We start from the raw sequence: 13712 nt of genomic DNA, 5'->3' as shown, positions 1-13712 counted from the left end.
CCCGGTGGCGGGGTCCGGGCCGGGGCTCCCGTCAGGGCGTCCAGTCGGTGTTCGCGCCGCACAGCACGACGCACGGCAGCTCACCCGGCACGCGCCCGGCCAGCCACGCGGCGAACGGCACGGCGGCGGCCGGTTCCACGGCCAACCGGAACTCCTCCCACAACCGGTCGCGGGCAGCCAGCAGTTCGGCGTCCGACACCAGCACCGAGCGCACGTCGTGCGCCCGCAGCACCCCGAACGGGACTTCACCCACCCGGGTGGCCCCGAGGGCGGACGCGGCCACCGAGGCCACCTCCGAGTCGACGGGCTCGCCGGCCGCCAGGGCGCGGTGCAGCGCGCAGCAGCGCTCCGGCTCGACGGCCACCGTCGGCAACCCCGAGCCCAGCGCGGTGCCCGCCGCCAGACCACCGCCGCCGACGGCCACCGCGATGACGTCCACGTCCGGGTCGTCCTGCACGACCTCGGCCGCCACGGTGCCCTGACCCGCCACGACGTCGGGCGAGTCGTACGCCTCCAGGTAGAAGCCCGGCGTCTCCCGCGCGGCCAGCACCGCCTCCGCGTAGGTGTCCCCGTGGCGGATGAGCTTCGCGCCGGCCGCCTCGATGCGCCGCACCTTGCCCTCCGGCGCGCTCAACGGCACGAACACGGTGGCGGGCACGCCGAGCAGCCGCGCGGCCTCCGCCACGCCCAGGCCGTGGTTGCCGCCCGACGCCGTGACCACGCGTTCGGGTGACCCTGCGGTGAGCAGGGCGTTCACCGCGCCGCGCAGCTTGAACGAGCCGGTGAGCTGGAGGTGTTCGAGCTTGAGGACGAGCGGCCGGCCGTCGACCTCGACGCGCCACTGGGGCGTGCGTCGGACGTGCGGTCGGATGCGGTCGGCGGCGGCGGAGACGTCGGGGTTCATGCCACCAGGATGCGCTCAGCCGGCGAACCACCTGTAGACCCAGATGACGAGCGTCACCACCCCGACGACGAAGCACAGCAGCACCACCACGAGGCCGAGCAGCACGAGCGCGTTCGTCGCCCACGACGAGTCGCGGTCCTCGGTCACCAGCAGCTCGGCGCGCAGCTGCGCGTTCGCCGCGCTCTGGAGCGCCACCAGCCGGTCGCGCGCGGTCCCCGTCGTCGCGACGGCCTCGCCGCCCACCCAGTTCATCGCGGTCAGCCGGGCCAGCGGCGTGCGGTAGGCGCGCTCGAACGCGGCGACCTCGGCCTCGTCGCGCTCCTCGGCCAGGTAGCTCCACCGCCCGGCCTGGGCGGCATCGCCCAGCAGCCGGTACACCCCGGCGAGGCGGTCGCGCAGGTCGAGCCGGTCCGGGTAGCTGGTCACGAGCCCGACCAGCCGCTGCCGTGCCCGCAGCACGCTCGCCAAGTCGCCCCGCTCGACCTCCTCGGCCACCCTGTGCAGCGTCCGCTCGACCGGCATGACGCACATCGTCCCAGTGGGCGCAACCGTGGGATCGCCCGGTGATCACGCTGTCGGTGGTGACCTCCGGCCTGGCCTGGTGGCTCGGGCTCCACCTGTCGGCGCGACCCCGCAACCCCTGCTCCGCACGACTGGCGGAACGCAGCGCCGGCAGTGCCCCTGGCGGCAGGGGCACGCCATGACGACCACCCGAGCCGTGCCGTCGCCCGGCTCCAGCGCTCGGATGCGGGGAGCCTGCGAGGCGGGGTCGTCGGCGAGCGACTCCGGGGGTCCTCGGCAGCACCCCGAGGTCCCGCCGGCCGGGTGGGAGTGGTGTGAGGACGTGGGGCGCGGCACGCCCCCACACCACGGTCGTGGCGGTGTCGTCGCAACTGTCGGCACCGACAAGGTGACGGTATGTGGTCTGTACCACGACGTCAATGGGTCTAGACCTTTTGCGGCTCGCGGCGTGCTCGCGCGGTGCTCGTGCGGGTGGTCCCGCGGGGGTCGGTGGGAGACTGTGCCGGTGGACGCCCTCCCCTGGACCGCCGGTACCGCCACCGGCCTCGGCTCGCTGCCCGGAACCGACCCGCTGGAAGCGTCGCGGATCGTTCTCGGCGAGCTGCCCGACCTGCCCCACCTGCCCGAACTCCCCGAGCGCGGCGTCGGCGCGGACGTGATCGGCCGCACCGCCGGGCTGCTGGTCGACCTGCCCGTCGAGGTGGTCCCGTCCGGCTACCGGGTCGCCGCGCACCCCGGCCGCGACCACCGGCGGGCGGTGGACCTGATGCGCCGCGACCTCGACGCGTTCGAGGAGGCGGCCGACCCCGCCCCGCCCCGGCTGGTCAAGGTGCAGGCCGCCGGGCCGTGGACGCTGACGGCCAACGTCGAGCTGGTGCGCGGGCACCGCGTGCTCACCGACCGGGGCGCGCTGCGCGAGTTCACCGCGTCGCTCGTCGAAGGGCTGAACCGGCACGTCGCCGAGGTCGCCAGGCGGACCGGGGCGACGGTGCTCGTGCAGCTGGACGAACCGTCGCTGCCCGCCGTGCTGCGCGGCCTGCTGCCGACGCCGTCCAAGCTCGGCACGGTGGCCGCGGTGCCCGAACCCGACGCGCTGGCCCTGCTCCAGGGCGTCGTCGAGGGGGTCGAGGCGGACGTGGTCCTGCACTGCTGCGCCCCGAACCCGCCGATCGGGCTGCTGCGCCGGACGGGCGCGAAGGCGGTCTCGTTCGACGTCACCGCGCTCCACGAGTCGCTGTGGGACGAGGTCGGCGAGGCGTGGGAGGAGAAGACCCAGCTGTTCCTCGGCGTCACGCCGAGCACCGACCCGGCCTCGCCGCCGACCCTGAAGTCGCTCGCGCGGCCCGTGCTCGACCTGGTCGACCGGCTCGGCTTCCCGCGCGAGGTGCTGGGCACGCACGCCGTGCCGACGCCGACGTGCGGCCTGGCCGGGGCGAGTGCGGCCTGGGCGCGGCGGGCGCTGTCGCTGACCCGCGACCTCGGCAAGGCGTTCGTGGAACCGCCCGAAACCTGGTGACCCGCGAGTCGTAAGCCCATCCCGCGCGAGTCGTAAGTTCGGGCTCGGTGAGTTGTAGGTCCGGGTTCGGCCAACCGCGACTCGCGGGGCACGGACTTACGACTCGCGGGGCACGGACTTACGACTCGCGGGGCACGGACTTACGACTCGCGGGGCACGGACTTACGACTCGCGGGGCACGGACTTACGACTCGCGGGGCACGGACTTACGACTCGCGCGGGGTGGGCTTACGACTCGCGCGGGGTGGGCTTACGACTCGCGCGGGGTGGGCTTACGACTCGCGGTCAGAGGTGGGTGAAGGGTTCGGCGTAGTGGAATTCGCCGGTCAGGGTGGGCGTCCACGCGGTCAGGGGGCGGGCCTGGAAGTGGGGGGCCCACTCGGGCACTGGTGGGGTGATGCCCAGGTCCGCGGCCGGGCGGAAGCCGAAGCGGGAGTAGTAGGCGGGATCGCCCAGCAGGACCACCAGCGGTTCGCCCAGGCCGTCGGCCGCGCCCAGGACGGTGTGCACGAGGGCCTTGCCCACACCGGCGCGCTGCCGGTCCGGGCGCACGCTCAGCGGACCCAGCCCCAGCGCGGGGGACCCGCCCACGGCGGCGCGCGTGCACACGACGTGCCCGACCACCTCGCCGTCCAGTTCGGCCACCAGGGACAGGGCCGGGATCCAGCCGGAGTCCCGGCGCAGCTCGTCGACCAGCCACGCCTCGCCGCCCGGCCTGGCGGCGAAGGCGGCCTCGGTCACGGCCCGGATGACGTCCACGTCGGCGGGGGTCTCGCGTCGGATCACCACGCGGCGCAGCCTACGGCTCCACCAGGTGCACGCCCGAGGGCATTTCCGCGCCGCGCAGGAAGCCCAGCAGGACCGAGCGGAACGCCCGGCCGGCCGACGTGGGGGCCACGTCGGTGCGGTGCGCCAGGGCGACCGTGCGGGTGGTGCTCGGCGCGAGCGGCGTGGCGTGCAGCGACCGCGTGGCCAGCACCGTGGACGGCACGATGGCCACGCCCAGCCCCACCTCCACGAACCGCAGCACGGCGTCCATCTCGCCGCCCTCCACCGCGAACGACGGCTCGAACCCGGCCCGGCGGCACGCGGCCAGCGTCGTCTCCCGCAGGTCGTACCCGGTCCGGAACATCACGAGCGGGTGCTCGCGCAGGTCCGTCAGGCGCATCCGGGTCACGCCGAGCGGCTCGGCGGACGCGACCACCAGCTCCTCGCGCAGCACCGGCACCACGGTCAGCGCGCGGTCGGCGTCCGCGGGCGACACGATGACCAGCGCCAGGTCCAGGTCACCTGCCTCCAGCGCGGCCACCAGGTCGCGCGACCCGCCCTCGGTCACCACGACCCGGATGCCCGGGTGCGCGTCGTGGAAGCGCTTGATCACGTCGGCGAACAGGCTGCCGCACAGGCTCGGCGTCGCGCCCACCCGCACCCGGCCGCGCCGCAGCCCCACCAGCTCCGCCACCTCCAGCCGCGCGGTGTCCACATCGGACAGGATGCGGTTCGCCACCGGCAGCAGCGCCTCGCCGGCGGGCGTGAGGGCGATGTTGCCCCGCGCCCGGCTGAACAGCTCCGCCCCGAGCTCCTTCTCCAGCGCGTGGATCTGCTTGGACAGTGAGGGCTGCGCCACACGCACCTCCTCGGCGGCGCGGGTGAAGTGCCGCGTCCTGGCCACTGCCAGGAAGTACGCGAGCTGCGTGAGCGTCATAGCCGCAGGCTATCGTCTCGCACTCCGCGATGTATTGGACGACTCGTCGCGCCTCTTCCTACCGTCCTCGGCGTGGACACGATCCGGCTCTACCGCACCACCGTCGGCAAGAAGGCCGTCATGGCGGTCACCGGCGCCGTGCTGCTGCTGTACGTCGTCGCGCACATGGTCGGCAACCTCGCGATCTTCGCCGGGCCCGAGGCGATCGACGGCTACGGCCGGTGGCTGCGCGGGATCGGCGCCGTGTGGCCGACGCGGGTGGCCCTGCTCGCCGCCGTGGCGCTGCACCTCACCGCCGCCCACCAGCTCACCGCCCGCGCCCGGAGGGCCCGCGGCCGCTACGAGCACCGGCGGCGCGTGCAGGGGAGCTACGCGGCCCGCACCATGCGCTGGGGCGGGGTGGTGATCGCGCTGTTCGTCGTCTACCACCTGCTCGACCTGACCGCCGGGTGGCTCAACCCGCACGGCGTCGCCGGCGAGATCCACGCCAACGTCGTCGCGGACTTCCGGCACTGGTACGTCGTGCTCGCCTACACCGTCGCAGTGCTCGCCCTCGGCCTGCACATCCGCCACGGCGTGTGGAGCGCCACGCAGACGCTGGGGGTCACCACGTCGCGCGTGGCCGGCCTCGGCGTGGCCGTGGTGGTCTGCGCCGGCTTCCTGTCCGTCCCGTTCGCCGTCGTCACCGGGTTGGTGGGCTGACGTGCACTTCACCGAGGGTTCCCCGATCACCGACCAGCGCGTCCCCGACGGGCCGATCGAGTCGCGCTGGGACCGCCGCCGCTTCTCCGCGCGGCTGGTCAACCCGGCGAACCGCCGCAACCGCTCCGTCATCGTCGTCGGCACCGGCCTGGCCGGCGGGTCCGCCGCGGCGACCCTGGGCGAGCTGGGCTACCGGGTCACGTCGTTCTGCTACCAGGACAGCCCGCGCCGGGCGCACAGCATCGCCGCGCAGGGCGGCATCAACGCGGCCAAGAACTACCGCAACGACGGCGACAGCGTGCACCGGCTGTTCCACGACACCGTCAAGGGCGGCGACTTCCGCTCCCGCGAGTCGAACGTGCACCGGCTGGCGCAGGTCAGCACCGCGATCATCGACCAGTGCGTGGCGCAGGGCGTGCCGTTCGCCCGCGAGTACGGCGGCCTGCTCGACACCCGTTCGTTCGGCGGGGCGCAGGTGTCGCGCACCTTCTACGCCCGCGGCCAGACCGGGCAGCAACTCCTGCTGGGCGCCTACCAGGCGATGGAGCGGCAGGTCGCGGCCGGGCGGGTGGAGGTGCACCCGCGCACCGAGATGCTCGACCTCGTGGTGGTGGACGGCCGGGCGCGCGGCGTCGTGGTCAGGTCCCTGGTCACGGGCGAGGTGTCGACGCACTTCGCGGACGCCGTCGTGCTCGCCACCGGCGGCTACGGCAACGTGTTCCACCTGTCCACCAACGCCAAGGGCTGCAACGCCACCGCGATCTGGCGGGCGCACCGGCGGGGCGCGCTGTTCGCGAACCCGTGCTTCACCCAGATCCACCCCACGTGCATCCCGGTCAGCGGCGAGCACCAGTCGAAGCTGACCCTGATGAGCGAGTCGCTGCGCAACGACGGCCGGGTGTGGGTGCCGCGCGACCCGCACGACCGGCGCGCGCCGAACGACGTCCCGGAGGACGCGCGCGACTACTTCCTGGAGCGCATGTACCCGAGCTTCGGCAACCTCGTGCCGCGCGACATCGCCTCCCGCGCGGCCAAGAACATCTCCGACGAGAAGCGCGGCGTGTACCTCGACTTCGCCGACGCGATCGGGCGGCTGGGGCGGGGCGTGGTCGAGCAGCGCTACGGCAACCTGTTCGAGATGTACCAGCGCATCACCGGAGATGACCCGTACCGGTCGCCGATGCGCATCTACCCGGCCGTGCACTACACGATGGGCGGCCTGTGGGTGGACTACGACCTGAGGTCGAACATCCCCGGCCTGTACGTGATCGGCGAGGCGAACTTCTCCGACCACGGCGCCAACCGGCTGGGCGCCAGCGCGTTGATGCAGGGCCTCGCGGACGGCTACTTCGTGCTGCCGGGCGTCATCGGCGACTACCTGGCCGACGCGCCGTTCGAGCCCGTCGAGGGCCGCCGCGAGGTCGCCGACACCGAGTCCGAGGTGCGCGGCCGGCTCACGACGCTGCTGGCCGTGGACGGCCGGCGCACCGCCGAGTCGTTCCACCGCGAGCTGGGCCGGCTGATGTGGGACGAGTGCGGCATGGAGCGCGACGGGGCCGGGCTGCGCAAGGCCCTGGAGCGCATCCCCGAGCTGCGCGAGGAGTTCTGGCACGACGTGAAGGTGCCCGGCGGCCGGGACTTCAACCAGGAGCTGGAGAAGGCCGGCCGGGTGGCCGACTTCTTCGAGCTGGCCGAGCTGATGTGCGTCGACGCCCTGCACCGCGCCGAGTCCTGCGGCGGCCACTTCCGCACCGAGTCGCAGACCCCGGACGGGGAGGCGCTGCGCGACGACGCGAACTTCGCCCACGTCGCCGCCTGGGAGTGGACGGGCGTCGGCACGCCGCCGGTGCTGCACCGGGAACAGCTGGTGTTCGAGCACGTCACGCCGTCGACGAGGAGCTACTCGTGAAGCTGACCCTGCGGATCTGGCGGCAGCGCGGTGCGACCGGGCGACTGGTCGAGTACCCGGTCGACGGGCTGTCGCCGGACATGTCGTTCCTGGAAGCGCTCGACGTGCTCAACGAGCGGTTGACCACGGCCGGGGAGGAGCCGGTCGCGTTCGACCACGACTGCCGCGAGGGCATCTGCGGCGCGTGCGGGCTGATGATCGACGGGGTGGCGCACGGGCCGCAGCGGGCGACCACGGCGTGCCAGCTGCACCTGCGGCACTTCCGCGACGGCGACGTGGTGACCGTGGAGCCGTGGCGGGCCGGGCCGTTCCCGGTGGTGCGGGACCTGGTGGTGGACCGGTCGGCGCTCGACCGGGTCGTGGCGGCCGGCGGGTACGTGGGCGTGCCGACCGGGTCCGCGCCCGACGCGCACGCCACCCCCGTGCCGAAGCCGGACGCGGACACCGCGTTCGAGGCGGCGGCGTGCATCGGGTGCGGCGCGTGCGTGGCGGCCTGCCCGAACGGGTCGGCGATGCTGTTCACCGCCGCCAAGGCCACGCACCTGGGCGTGCTGCCGCAGGGGCAGCCGGAGCGGTGGTCGCGGGCGCGGGACATGGTGGCCGAGCACGACGCGGAGGGCTTCGGCGGCTGCACGAACACCGGCGAGTGCACGGCGGCGTGCCCCAAGGGCATCCCGCTGACCACGATCGCCCGCCTCAACGCCGACCTGCTGCGCGCTCACACCAGCCGCAGCGACAGGTAGCCCGTCCCGCACACCAGCAGCGTCGACAGCAGGCCCAGCACCAGCGGGCGCGGGCCGAGGCGCAGCAGGGCGCGCGGCCGGACGGCCGTGCCGAGGCCGAACAGGGCGGCGGCGAGCAGGACCGTCGTCGCCGTCCGGGCGACGCCCAGCACCGGCTCGGGCACGAGCGGGGACACCAGCGCCGCCGCCGCGAACCCGAGCAGGAAACCGGGCACGCCGCGCCGCCCGCCCAGGCCCGCCACGATCGGCGCGAGCAGCGCCACCCGGCCGAGCTTGACCGCCATGGCCGTCGCCAGCCCGCCCGCGGGCGCGGCGGCGGCCACCTGCGCCACCTCGTGCACGCTCAGCCCCGTCCACTGCGCGGACGCGCCGAGCAGCGGCAGCGCGACCATCGCGAGGCTGCCGTAGAGGGTGACCAGGGCGACGCTCGCGGCCACGTGCTCGTCCTCGCGCTCGACCACGCCCTCCACGGCGGCGATGGCCGACGCGCCGCAGATGGAGAAGCCGCTCGCCACCAGCACGGTCAACCCGCGCGGCAGGCCCAGCCGCGCGCCCAGCCACAGCGTGCCCGGGAACGTGACGCCGACCGTCACCACGACCGCGACCAGCACGCCCGGTCCGAGGGACAGCAGCAGCGGCACGGACAGCTGGAGGCCGAGCAGGACGACGCCGGCGCGCAGCAGCCGCCGGGTCCACGTCGACAGGTCGGGCACCCGGCCGCCCACGAGCACACCCAGCACCACCGCGGCGATCAGCACCCACCCACCGTGCGCCCGACCGGGGCCCGCCGGTAGGCGGCAACCCGCTCTGTGCCCATACCCTGGGGCTATGACCCAGGACTCGCGGTGACCCCCGACCTGGACTCGCTGCGCCTGCTGGTGCTGGTAGGCGAGCTGGGCAGCCTGGGGCGGGCGGCCGAGCGGCTCGGTGTCGCGCAGCCCTCGGCGAGCAAGCGCCTGGCCACGCTGGAGCGCGCGCTGGGGCTGGTGCTGGTGGACCGGGGGCGGCGCGGGTCGGTGCTCACGCCGGCGGGCGTGGTCGTCGGCGAACGGGCGCGGCGCGTGCTGGACGAGGTCGCCGGGCTGCTGGAGGGCGCGGAGGCGCTGCGGTCGGCGCGGGAGGCCGGGCTGCGGGTCGCGGCGAGCATGACGGTGGCCGAGCACCTCGCGCCGGGGTGGATCGCCGAGCTGCGGCGGCACCGGCCCGAGCTGCGGGTGGGGCTGCGGGTGACGAACTCGGAGACCGTGGTCGGGCTGGTGCGCGACGGCGCGGTGGACGTCGGGTTCGTCGAGGCGCCCGGCGCGCTGGCGGGGCTGTCGACGCGACGGGTGGCGGTGGACCGGCTGGCCCTGGTGGTGGCGCCAGGCCACCCGTGGGCGCGGCGGCGGCGCGAGCTGACGGCGGCGGAGCTGGCGACCGTCCCCCTGGTGGTGCGCGAGCGCGGTTCGGGGACGCGGGACACCCTCGACCGCGCGCTGCCGGACGCCTGCCCGCCCGCGCTGGAACTGGGGTCCACCACGGCCGTGCGCGGCGCGGTGGTCGCCGGGGTCGCGCCGGCCGTGCTGAGCGTCCTCGCGGTGGGGCTGGACCTGGCCGACGGGCGGCTCGTGGAGGTGCCGGTGGCCCTGGACCTGCGGCGCGTGCTGCGGGCCGTGTGGCCGGGCGGGCGGCGGCTGGTGGGACCTGCCGCGGAACTCCTCGCCGCGGCGACCCGCCGTAGTTCAATGGGGCCATGAGCTGGTTCCGCCGCCGACGCCCCGCCCAGCCCCGACCGGAATCCCGGCCCGGACCCCCGGCGGGGGGCGCGCCCGCGCACCTGCCGAACCCGCGGGAGGCGGCGGTCGCGTTCTGGACGGGCTGGTCCGAGCTGCTGCCGACGGTCAGCGCGGCGCTCGGCGACGGCGAACCGCACCGCGTGGAGGGCGAGATCGGCGCGCTCGTCGCCGACCTGCACCCGGACCTGCACTTCTCCCTCGAACGCGGGCACCGCGCGATCTACGCGCTGGTCGTCACCGGTCAGGAGGACCCGGGGCTGCGGCCGTGGACGGACGCGTGGATGGCCGCCGCGCCCACCGAGGACATGATCTGGGAGTACCACGACTCGGTGCCGCCGGTGCCCGACCCGACCGTGGTGACGATCAACCTTGGCGCGCGCCGCATCGCGCTCGCCGACGTGCGGGTCGTCGCCCGGGTGGCAGACGGGCTCGTGGACGTCGCCGTGTACCACCCGGAGTTCGCCGCCCTGGACGACGACGCCCGGCGGACCATGACGTTCCTCCCCCTGGACGTCACGCTCGGTGAGCGGCTGGCCGGTGAACGACTCGGCCGGGTGGAGACCGCGTCCACCGAACCGGAGGGCACGATCGACCTGCTGGAACTGCGCGACCTCGTCCGCGCGATGACCGGGGACGGTGGCTGAAACCGTCGGACCCTCTCGTTAGCATCATGCCGTGACCAGCAGCGACGTGGTGGACGAGAGCCAGGAGCCGGCCGAGGGCGTGGAGGACGTGCCCGCCGCCGCGCGGGAGGCGCACGCCGCCCTGGCGGAGGTGGTGCGCGGGCACCAGTTCGACTACTACGTCAAGGATGCGCCGACGATCAGCGACGGCGAGTTCGACGCGCTGCTGCGCGAGCTGGAGGACATGGAGCGGGCCCACCCGGGCCTGGCCACGCCCGACTCGCCCACGCAGCGGGTCGGCGGCACGTTCTCGACCGAGTTCACCGCGGTCGACCACCTGGAGCGGATGCTCAGCCTGGACAACGTGTTCTCCCTCGACGAGCTGCGCACGTGGTTCGAGCGGGTCGAGAAGGAGGTCGGGGCGGGCGTCCACTACCTGTGCGAGCTGAAGATCGACGGCCTGGCGGTCAACCTGCTCTACGAGAACGGCCGGCTGGTCCGCGCCCTCACCCGCGGTGACGGCCGCACCGGCGAGGACGTGACGCTCAACGCGCGCACGCTGGGGGACGTGCCGGAGGTGCTGACCGGCACCGACGAGCACCCGGTGCCCGCGCTGGTCGAGGTGCGCGGCGAGGTGTTCTTCGCCGTGGAGGACTTCCTGGAGCTCAACGCCACCCTCGTGGAGGCGGGCAAGCCCCCGTTCGCGAACCCCCGCAACACCGCCGCGGGCTCGCTGCGGCAGAAGGACCCGAAGGTCACCGCGTCCCGGCGGCTTCGGCTGATCTGCCACGGCCTGGGCAAGCGGGAGGGCTTCGAGCTGACCCGCCAGTCCGACGCGTACGAGGCGCTGCGGGCGTGGGGCCTGCCGGTGTCCCCGCACACGAAGGTGTCGGCCTCGTTCGACGAGGTCGCCGAGCACGTCGAGTACTGGGGCGCGCACCGGCACGACGCCGCGCACGAGATCGACGGCGTGGTCGTCAAGGTCGACGAGGTGTCGCTCCAGCGCCGCCTGGGCAGCACCTCCCGCGCGCCGCGCTGGGCCATCGCGTTCAAGTACCCGCCCGAGGAGGCCACCACCACGCTCCTCGACATCAAGGTGCAGGTGGGCCGCACCGGCCGGGTCACGCCGTACGCGGTGATGGAGCCGGTGAAGGTCGCCGGGTCCACGGTCGCCCGCGCCACCCTGCACAACGCGAGCGAGGTCAAGCGCAAGGGCGTGCTGATCGGCGACCGCATCGTCATCCGCAAGGCGGGCGACGTGATCCCCGAGGTGCTCGGCCCGGTGGTCGACGCCCGGCCCGACGACGCGCGCGAGTTCGAGATGCCGGCGACGTGCCCGGAGTGCGGCCACGCGCTGCGCCCCATGAAGGAGGGCGACGTCGACATCCGCTGCCCCAACGCGGCGCGCTGCCCGGGGCAGTTGCGGGAGCGCCTGGCCTACCTGGGGTCCCGGTCGGCGCTCGACGTCGAGGTGCTCGGCTACGAGGCCGCCGCGGCCCTGGCCGAGTCGCCCCACTACGGCGACGAGGGCGACCTGTTCGACCTCGACGCCGACAAGCTGCTCGACGTCGACCTGTTCCGCACCATCCACGGCGAGCCGACCACCAACGCGCTCAAGCTGCTCGACAACCTGGAGGCGGCCAAGCACCGTCCCCTGTGGAGGGTGCTGGTGGCGCTGTCGATCCGCCACGTGGGCCCGACGGCGGCGCGGGCGCTGGCCCGCGAGTTCGGCTCGCTGGACCGCATCGCGTCGGCGTCGGAGGAGGAGTTGGCGGCGGCCGAGGGCGTGGGCCCGACCATCGCCGCCGCCGTCCGCGAGTGGGTCGGCACCCCGTGGCGGCAGGAGGTCGTGGCGAAGTGGCGCGCGGCGGGCGTCCGGCTGGCGGAGGAGCGCGACACGTCGGTCCCGCGCACCCTGGAGGGCCTGTCGATCGTGGTCACCGGCTCCCTGGAGACGTTCTCGCGCGACGAGGCCAAGGAGGCGATCCTGTCGCGCGGCGGCAAGGCGGCGGGCGCGGTGTCGAAGAAGACGGCGTTCGTGGTGGTCGGCGAGTCGCCGGGGTCGAAGGCGGAGAAGGCCGTGCAGCTGAAGGTGCCCGTGCTGGACGAGGCGGGCTTCCGGGTCCTGCTGGAGCGGGGCCCGGAAGCCGCGGCGGCCGTGGCCGTCGTCGAGGAGCCCCCCGCGGAAGCCCCTGACGAGGGCGGTCAGGCCGGTTCGTAGACCGGGACGTGCGGCCGTCGGGTCCGGCTCGCCCCATGTCCTCCGGGCAGGCGTTCCGGACCTTCCGGAAGGGCGGTGGCCGCGGGTGACATCGCGGTCGGACCCCGATCGCAGCACCACCCGCGCGGTTGTCCGGGGAGGATCGGGGGAGTCGCCGAGGTGGAGGGGTGCGGGATGGCCGACGTGGTGGTGAGGCCGGCGAGGGAACACGAGTGGGCGGCGGCGGGCGAGGTCACCGTGGCCGCCTACCGGGCCGACCGGCACGTCGACAGCAACACCGGCGGGTACGCCGACGTGCTGGTCGACGCGCGGACCCGGGCCGCGCAAGCGGAGCTGCTGGTGGCGGTGGACGCGGCGGGCACGGTGCTGGGCACGGTCACCGTGGTGCGGCCCGGCACCCCGTACGCCGAGGTCGGCCGGCCGGGCGAGGTCGAGTTCCGGATGCTCGCGGTGAGCCCCGGCGCGCGTGGGCGGGGCGTCGGGGAGGCCCTGGTGCTGGCGGTCGTCGCGCGGGCGCGGGAGCTGGGCGCGCGGCGGCTGGTGATGAGCAGCTCCGAGCGGATGCTCACCGCGCACCGCCTCTACCGGCGGCTGGGGTTCCGGCGGCTGCCCGAGCGCGACTGGCTGCCGGTGCCCGGCTCGGACGTCGTGGCGTGCGCGTTCAGCCTCGAACTCGCATGACGGCGTCGTACAGCGCCCGGTCGGCGCAGGCGCGCTCGTAGAGCAGCTCGACCAGCTCGGCGTGCTCCAGCTCGCCCAGCCGGGCGCGCAGCTCCGCGTCCTCCGCGTCCGGCGGCGGCACGGTGAGGCCGCGGTCGAGCAGCACCAGGCCGACCGCGACGCAGTGCTTGCAGAAGAACCCCTGCGCCCCGTACGGGCACGAGCAGGAGCCCGCCAGGTGGGTGTCCTCCCAGGTCAGCGACACCCGGTAGGCGTCGGCGCCGACGACGGTCGCGTCCACGTGCCGCGAACGCACGACCAGGTCCACCACGGAGTCCCGGTAGGTCAACCCGCGCCAGTACGACTTGGCTCCCGCGTGGTGTCGGAGCAGGGCCGGGGTGAGCGTCCGCATGGCGGTATCCAACACCGTGC

The 13712-nt window shown here is 74.7% G+C and carries 14 protein-coding genes; 8 read left to right on the top strand and 6 right to left on the bottom strand.

Annotation, left to right across the window (positions count from 1 at the left end; translation table 11 throughout):
• Window positions 1-31: 31 nt before the first annotated feature.
• Together J2S66_RS23055 and J2S66_RS23050 are read right to left on the bottom strand one after the other, a co-directional pair.
• Entirely contained in the window at window positions 32-904 is an 873-nt protein-coding gene (locus tag J2S66_RS23055) for a serine/threonine dehydratase (protein ID WP_310309324.1), read from the bottom strand.
• A 15-nt stretch (window positions 905-919) separates the two neighbouring features.
• Entirely contained in the window at window positions 920-1426 is a 507-nt protein-coding gene (locus J2S66_RS23050) for a DUF6584 family protein (protein ID WP_310309323.1), read from the bottom strand.
• Window positions 1427-1931: 505 nt separating this feature from the next.
• Between J2S66_RS23050 and J2S66_RS23045 the strand changes: the two genes are divergently transcribed.
• Window positions 1932-2942 (top strand): methionine synthase, encoded by a 1011-nt coding sequence (locus tag J2S66_RS23045; RefSeq protein ID WP_310309322.1) that lies wholly within the window; start codon window positions 1932-1934, stop codon window positions 2940-2942.
• Between the two features lie 285 nt (window positions 2943-3227).
• On the opposite strand, the gene J2S66_RS23040 is transcribed toward J2S66_RS23045, so the two are convergent.
• Together J2S66_RS23040 and J2S66_RS23035 are read right to left on the bottom strand one after the other, a co-directional pair.
• Window positions 3228-3731 (bottom strand): GNAT family N-acetyltransferase, encoded by a 504-nt coding sequence (locus tag J2S66_RS23040; RefSeq protein WP_310309321.1) that lies wholly within the window; start codon window positions 3729-3731, stop codon window positions 3228-3230.
• Between the two features lie 10 nt (window positions 3732-3741).
• On the bottom strand, window positions 3742-4647 hold the full coding sequence (locus J2S66_RS23035) for a LysR family transcriptional regulator (protein ID WP_310309320.1): 906 nt from the start codon (window positions 4645-4647) through the stop codon (window positions 3742-3744).
• 72 nt (window positions 4648-4719) lie between these two features.
• Here J2S66_RS23035 and J2S66_RS23030 point away from each other — a divergent pair, with 72 nt between their 5' ends.
• Genes J2S66_RS23030 through J2S66_RS23020 form a run of 3 tightly spaced genes read left to right on the top strand, consistent with a single transcriptional unit; the run spans window position 4720 to window position 8001 of the window.
• Window positions 4720-5349 carry a succinate dehydrogenase cytochrome b subunit gene (locus J2S66_RS23030; RefSeq protein ID WP_310309319.1) on the top strand — a complete coding sequence of 210 codons (630 nt, stop codon included), beginning with the start codon at window positions 4720-4722 and terminating at the stop codon, window positions 5347-5349.
• Between the two features lies 1 nt (window position 5350).
• Complete coding sequence (locus J2S66_RS23025) at window positions 5351-7258, top strand: fumarate reductase/succinate dehydrogenase flavoprotein subunit (RefSeq protein WP_310309318.1); 1908 nt, start codon at window positions 5351-5353, stop codon at window positions 7256-7258.
• Window positions 7255-8001: a succinate dehydrogenase/fumarate reductase iron-sulfur subunit gene (locus J2S66_RS23020; RefSeq protein ID WP_310309317.1), complete on the top strand. Its 747-nt coding sequence runs from the start codon at window positions 7255-7257 to the stop codon at window positions 7999-8001. Before J2S66_RS23025 ends, J2S66_RS23020 begins: the two co-directional genes overlap by 4 nt.
• Here the strand turns inward: J2S66_RS23020 and J2S66_RS23015 are convergent.
• The gene (locus J2S66_RS23015) at window positions 7977-8759 is read right to left on the bottom strand and encodes a YeiH family protein (protein WP_310309316.1); all 783 of its coding nucleotides are present in this window, start codon (window positions 8757-8759) and stop codon (window positions 7977-7979) included. The two genes, J2S66_RS23020 and J2S66_RS23015, sit on opposite strands and share 25 nt — an antisense overlap.
• An 87-nt stretch (window positions 8760-8846) precedes the next feature.
• Here J2S66_RS23015 and J2S66_RS23010 point away from each other — a divergent pair, with 87 nt between their 5' ends.
• The 4 genes from J2S66_RS23010 (at window position 8847) to J2S66_RS22995 (ending at window position 13301) form a co-directional block, all read left to right on the top strand.
• A complete protein-coding gene (locus tag J2S66_RS23010; protein ID WP_310309315.1) occupies window positions 8847-9737 on the top strand; it encodes a LysR substrate-binding domain-containing protein in 891 nt (296 codons plus the stop codon).
• On the top strand, window positions 9734-10420 hold the full coding sequence (locus J2S66_RS23005; RefSeq protein ID WP_310309314.1) for a hypothetical protein: 687 nt from the start codon (window positions 9734-9736) through the stop codon (window positions 10418-10420). The genes J2S66_RS23010 and J2S66_RS23005 overlap by 4 nt, the downstream gene beginning before the upstream one ends.
• A gap of 31 nt (window positions 10421-10451) precedes the next feature.
• On the top strand, window positions 10452-12620 hold the full coding sequence (gene ligA, locus J2S66_RS23000; protein ID WP_310309313.1) for an NAD-dependent DNA ligase LigA: 2169 nt from the start codon (window positions 10452-10454) through the stop codon (window positions 12618-12620).
• A 174-nt stretch (window positions 12621-12794) separates the two neighbouring features.
• Entirely contained in the window at window positions 12795-13301 is a 507-nt protein-coding gene (locus tag J2S66_RS22995; protein WP_310309312.1) for a GNAT family N-acetyltransferase, read from the top strand.
• Here J2S66_RS22995 and J2S66_RS22990 read toward each other — a convergent pair.
• The gene (locus J2S66_RS22990) at window positions 13282-13692 is read right to left on the bottom strand and encodes an SWIM zinc finger family protein (protein WP_310309311.1); all 411 of its coding nucleotides are present in this window, start codon (window positions 13690-13692) and stop codon (window positions 13282-13284) included. The genes J2S66_RS22995 and J2S66_RS22990 overlap by 20 nt on opposite strands.
• Window positions 13693-13712 lie beyond the last annotated feature (20 nt).

Source organism: Saccharothrix longispora (genome assembly GCF_031455225.1).
Taxonomy (GTDB): domain Bacteria; phylum Actinomycetota; class Actinomycetes; order Mycobacteriales; family Pseudonocardiaceae; genus Actinosynnema; species Actinosynnema longispora.
The sequence above is the reverse complement of the archived record's forward strand: the minus strand, read 5'-3'. Positions and strand labels throughout refer to the sequence as shown.

Excerpts from the sequence above, each read along its gene's own strand:
- J2S66_RS23055 (WP_310309324.1), bottom strand. The coding sequence starts at position 904 with ATGAACCCCGACGTCTCCGCCGCCGCCGACCGCATCCGACCGCACGTC.
- J2S66_RS23050 (WP_310309323.1), bottom strand. The coding sequence starts at position 1,426 with ATGCCGGTCGAGCGGACGCTGCACAGGGTGGCCGAGGAGGTCGAGCGG.
- J2S66_RS23035 (WP_310309320.1), bottom strand. The coding sequence starts at position 4,647 with ATGACGCTCACGCAGCTCGCGTACTTCCTGGCAGTGGCCAGGACGCGG.
- J2S66_RS23005 (WP_310309314.1), top strand. The coding sequence starts at position 9,734 with ATGAGCTGGTTCCGCCGCCGACGCCCCGCCCAGCCCCGACCGGAATCC.
- J2S66_RS22995 (WP_310309312.1), top strand. The coding sequence starts at position 12,795 with ATGGCCGACGTGGTGGTGAGGCCGGCGAGGGAACACGAGTGGGCGGCG.
- J2S66_RS22990 (WP_310309311.1), bottom strand. The coding sequence starts at position 13,692 with ATGCGGACGCTCACCCCGGCCCTGCTCCGACACCACGCGGGAGCCAAG.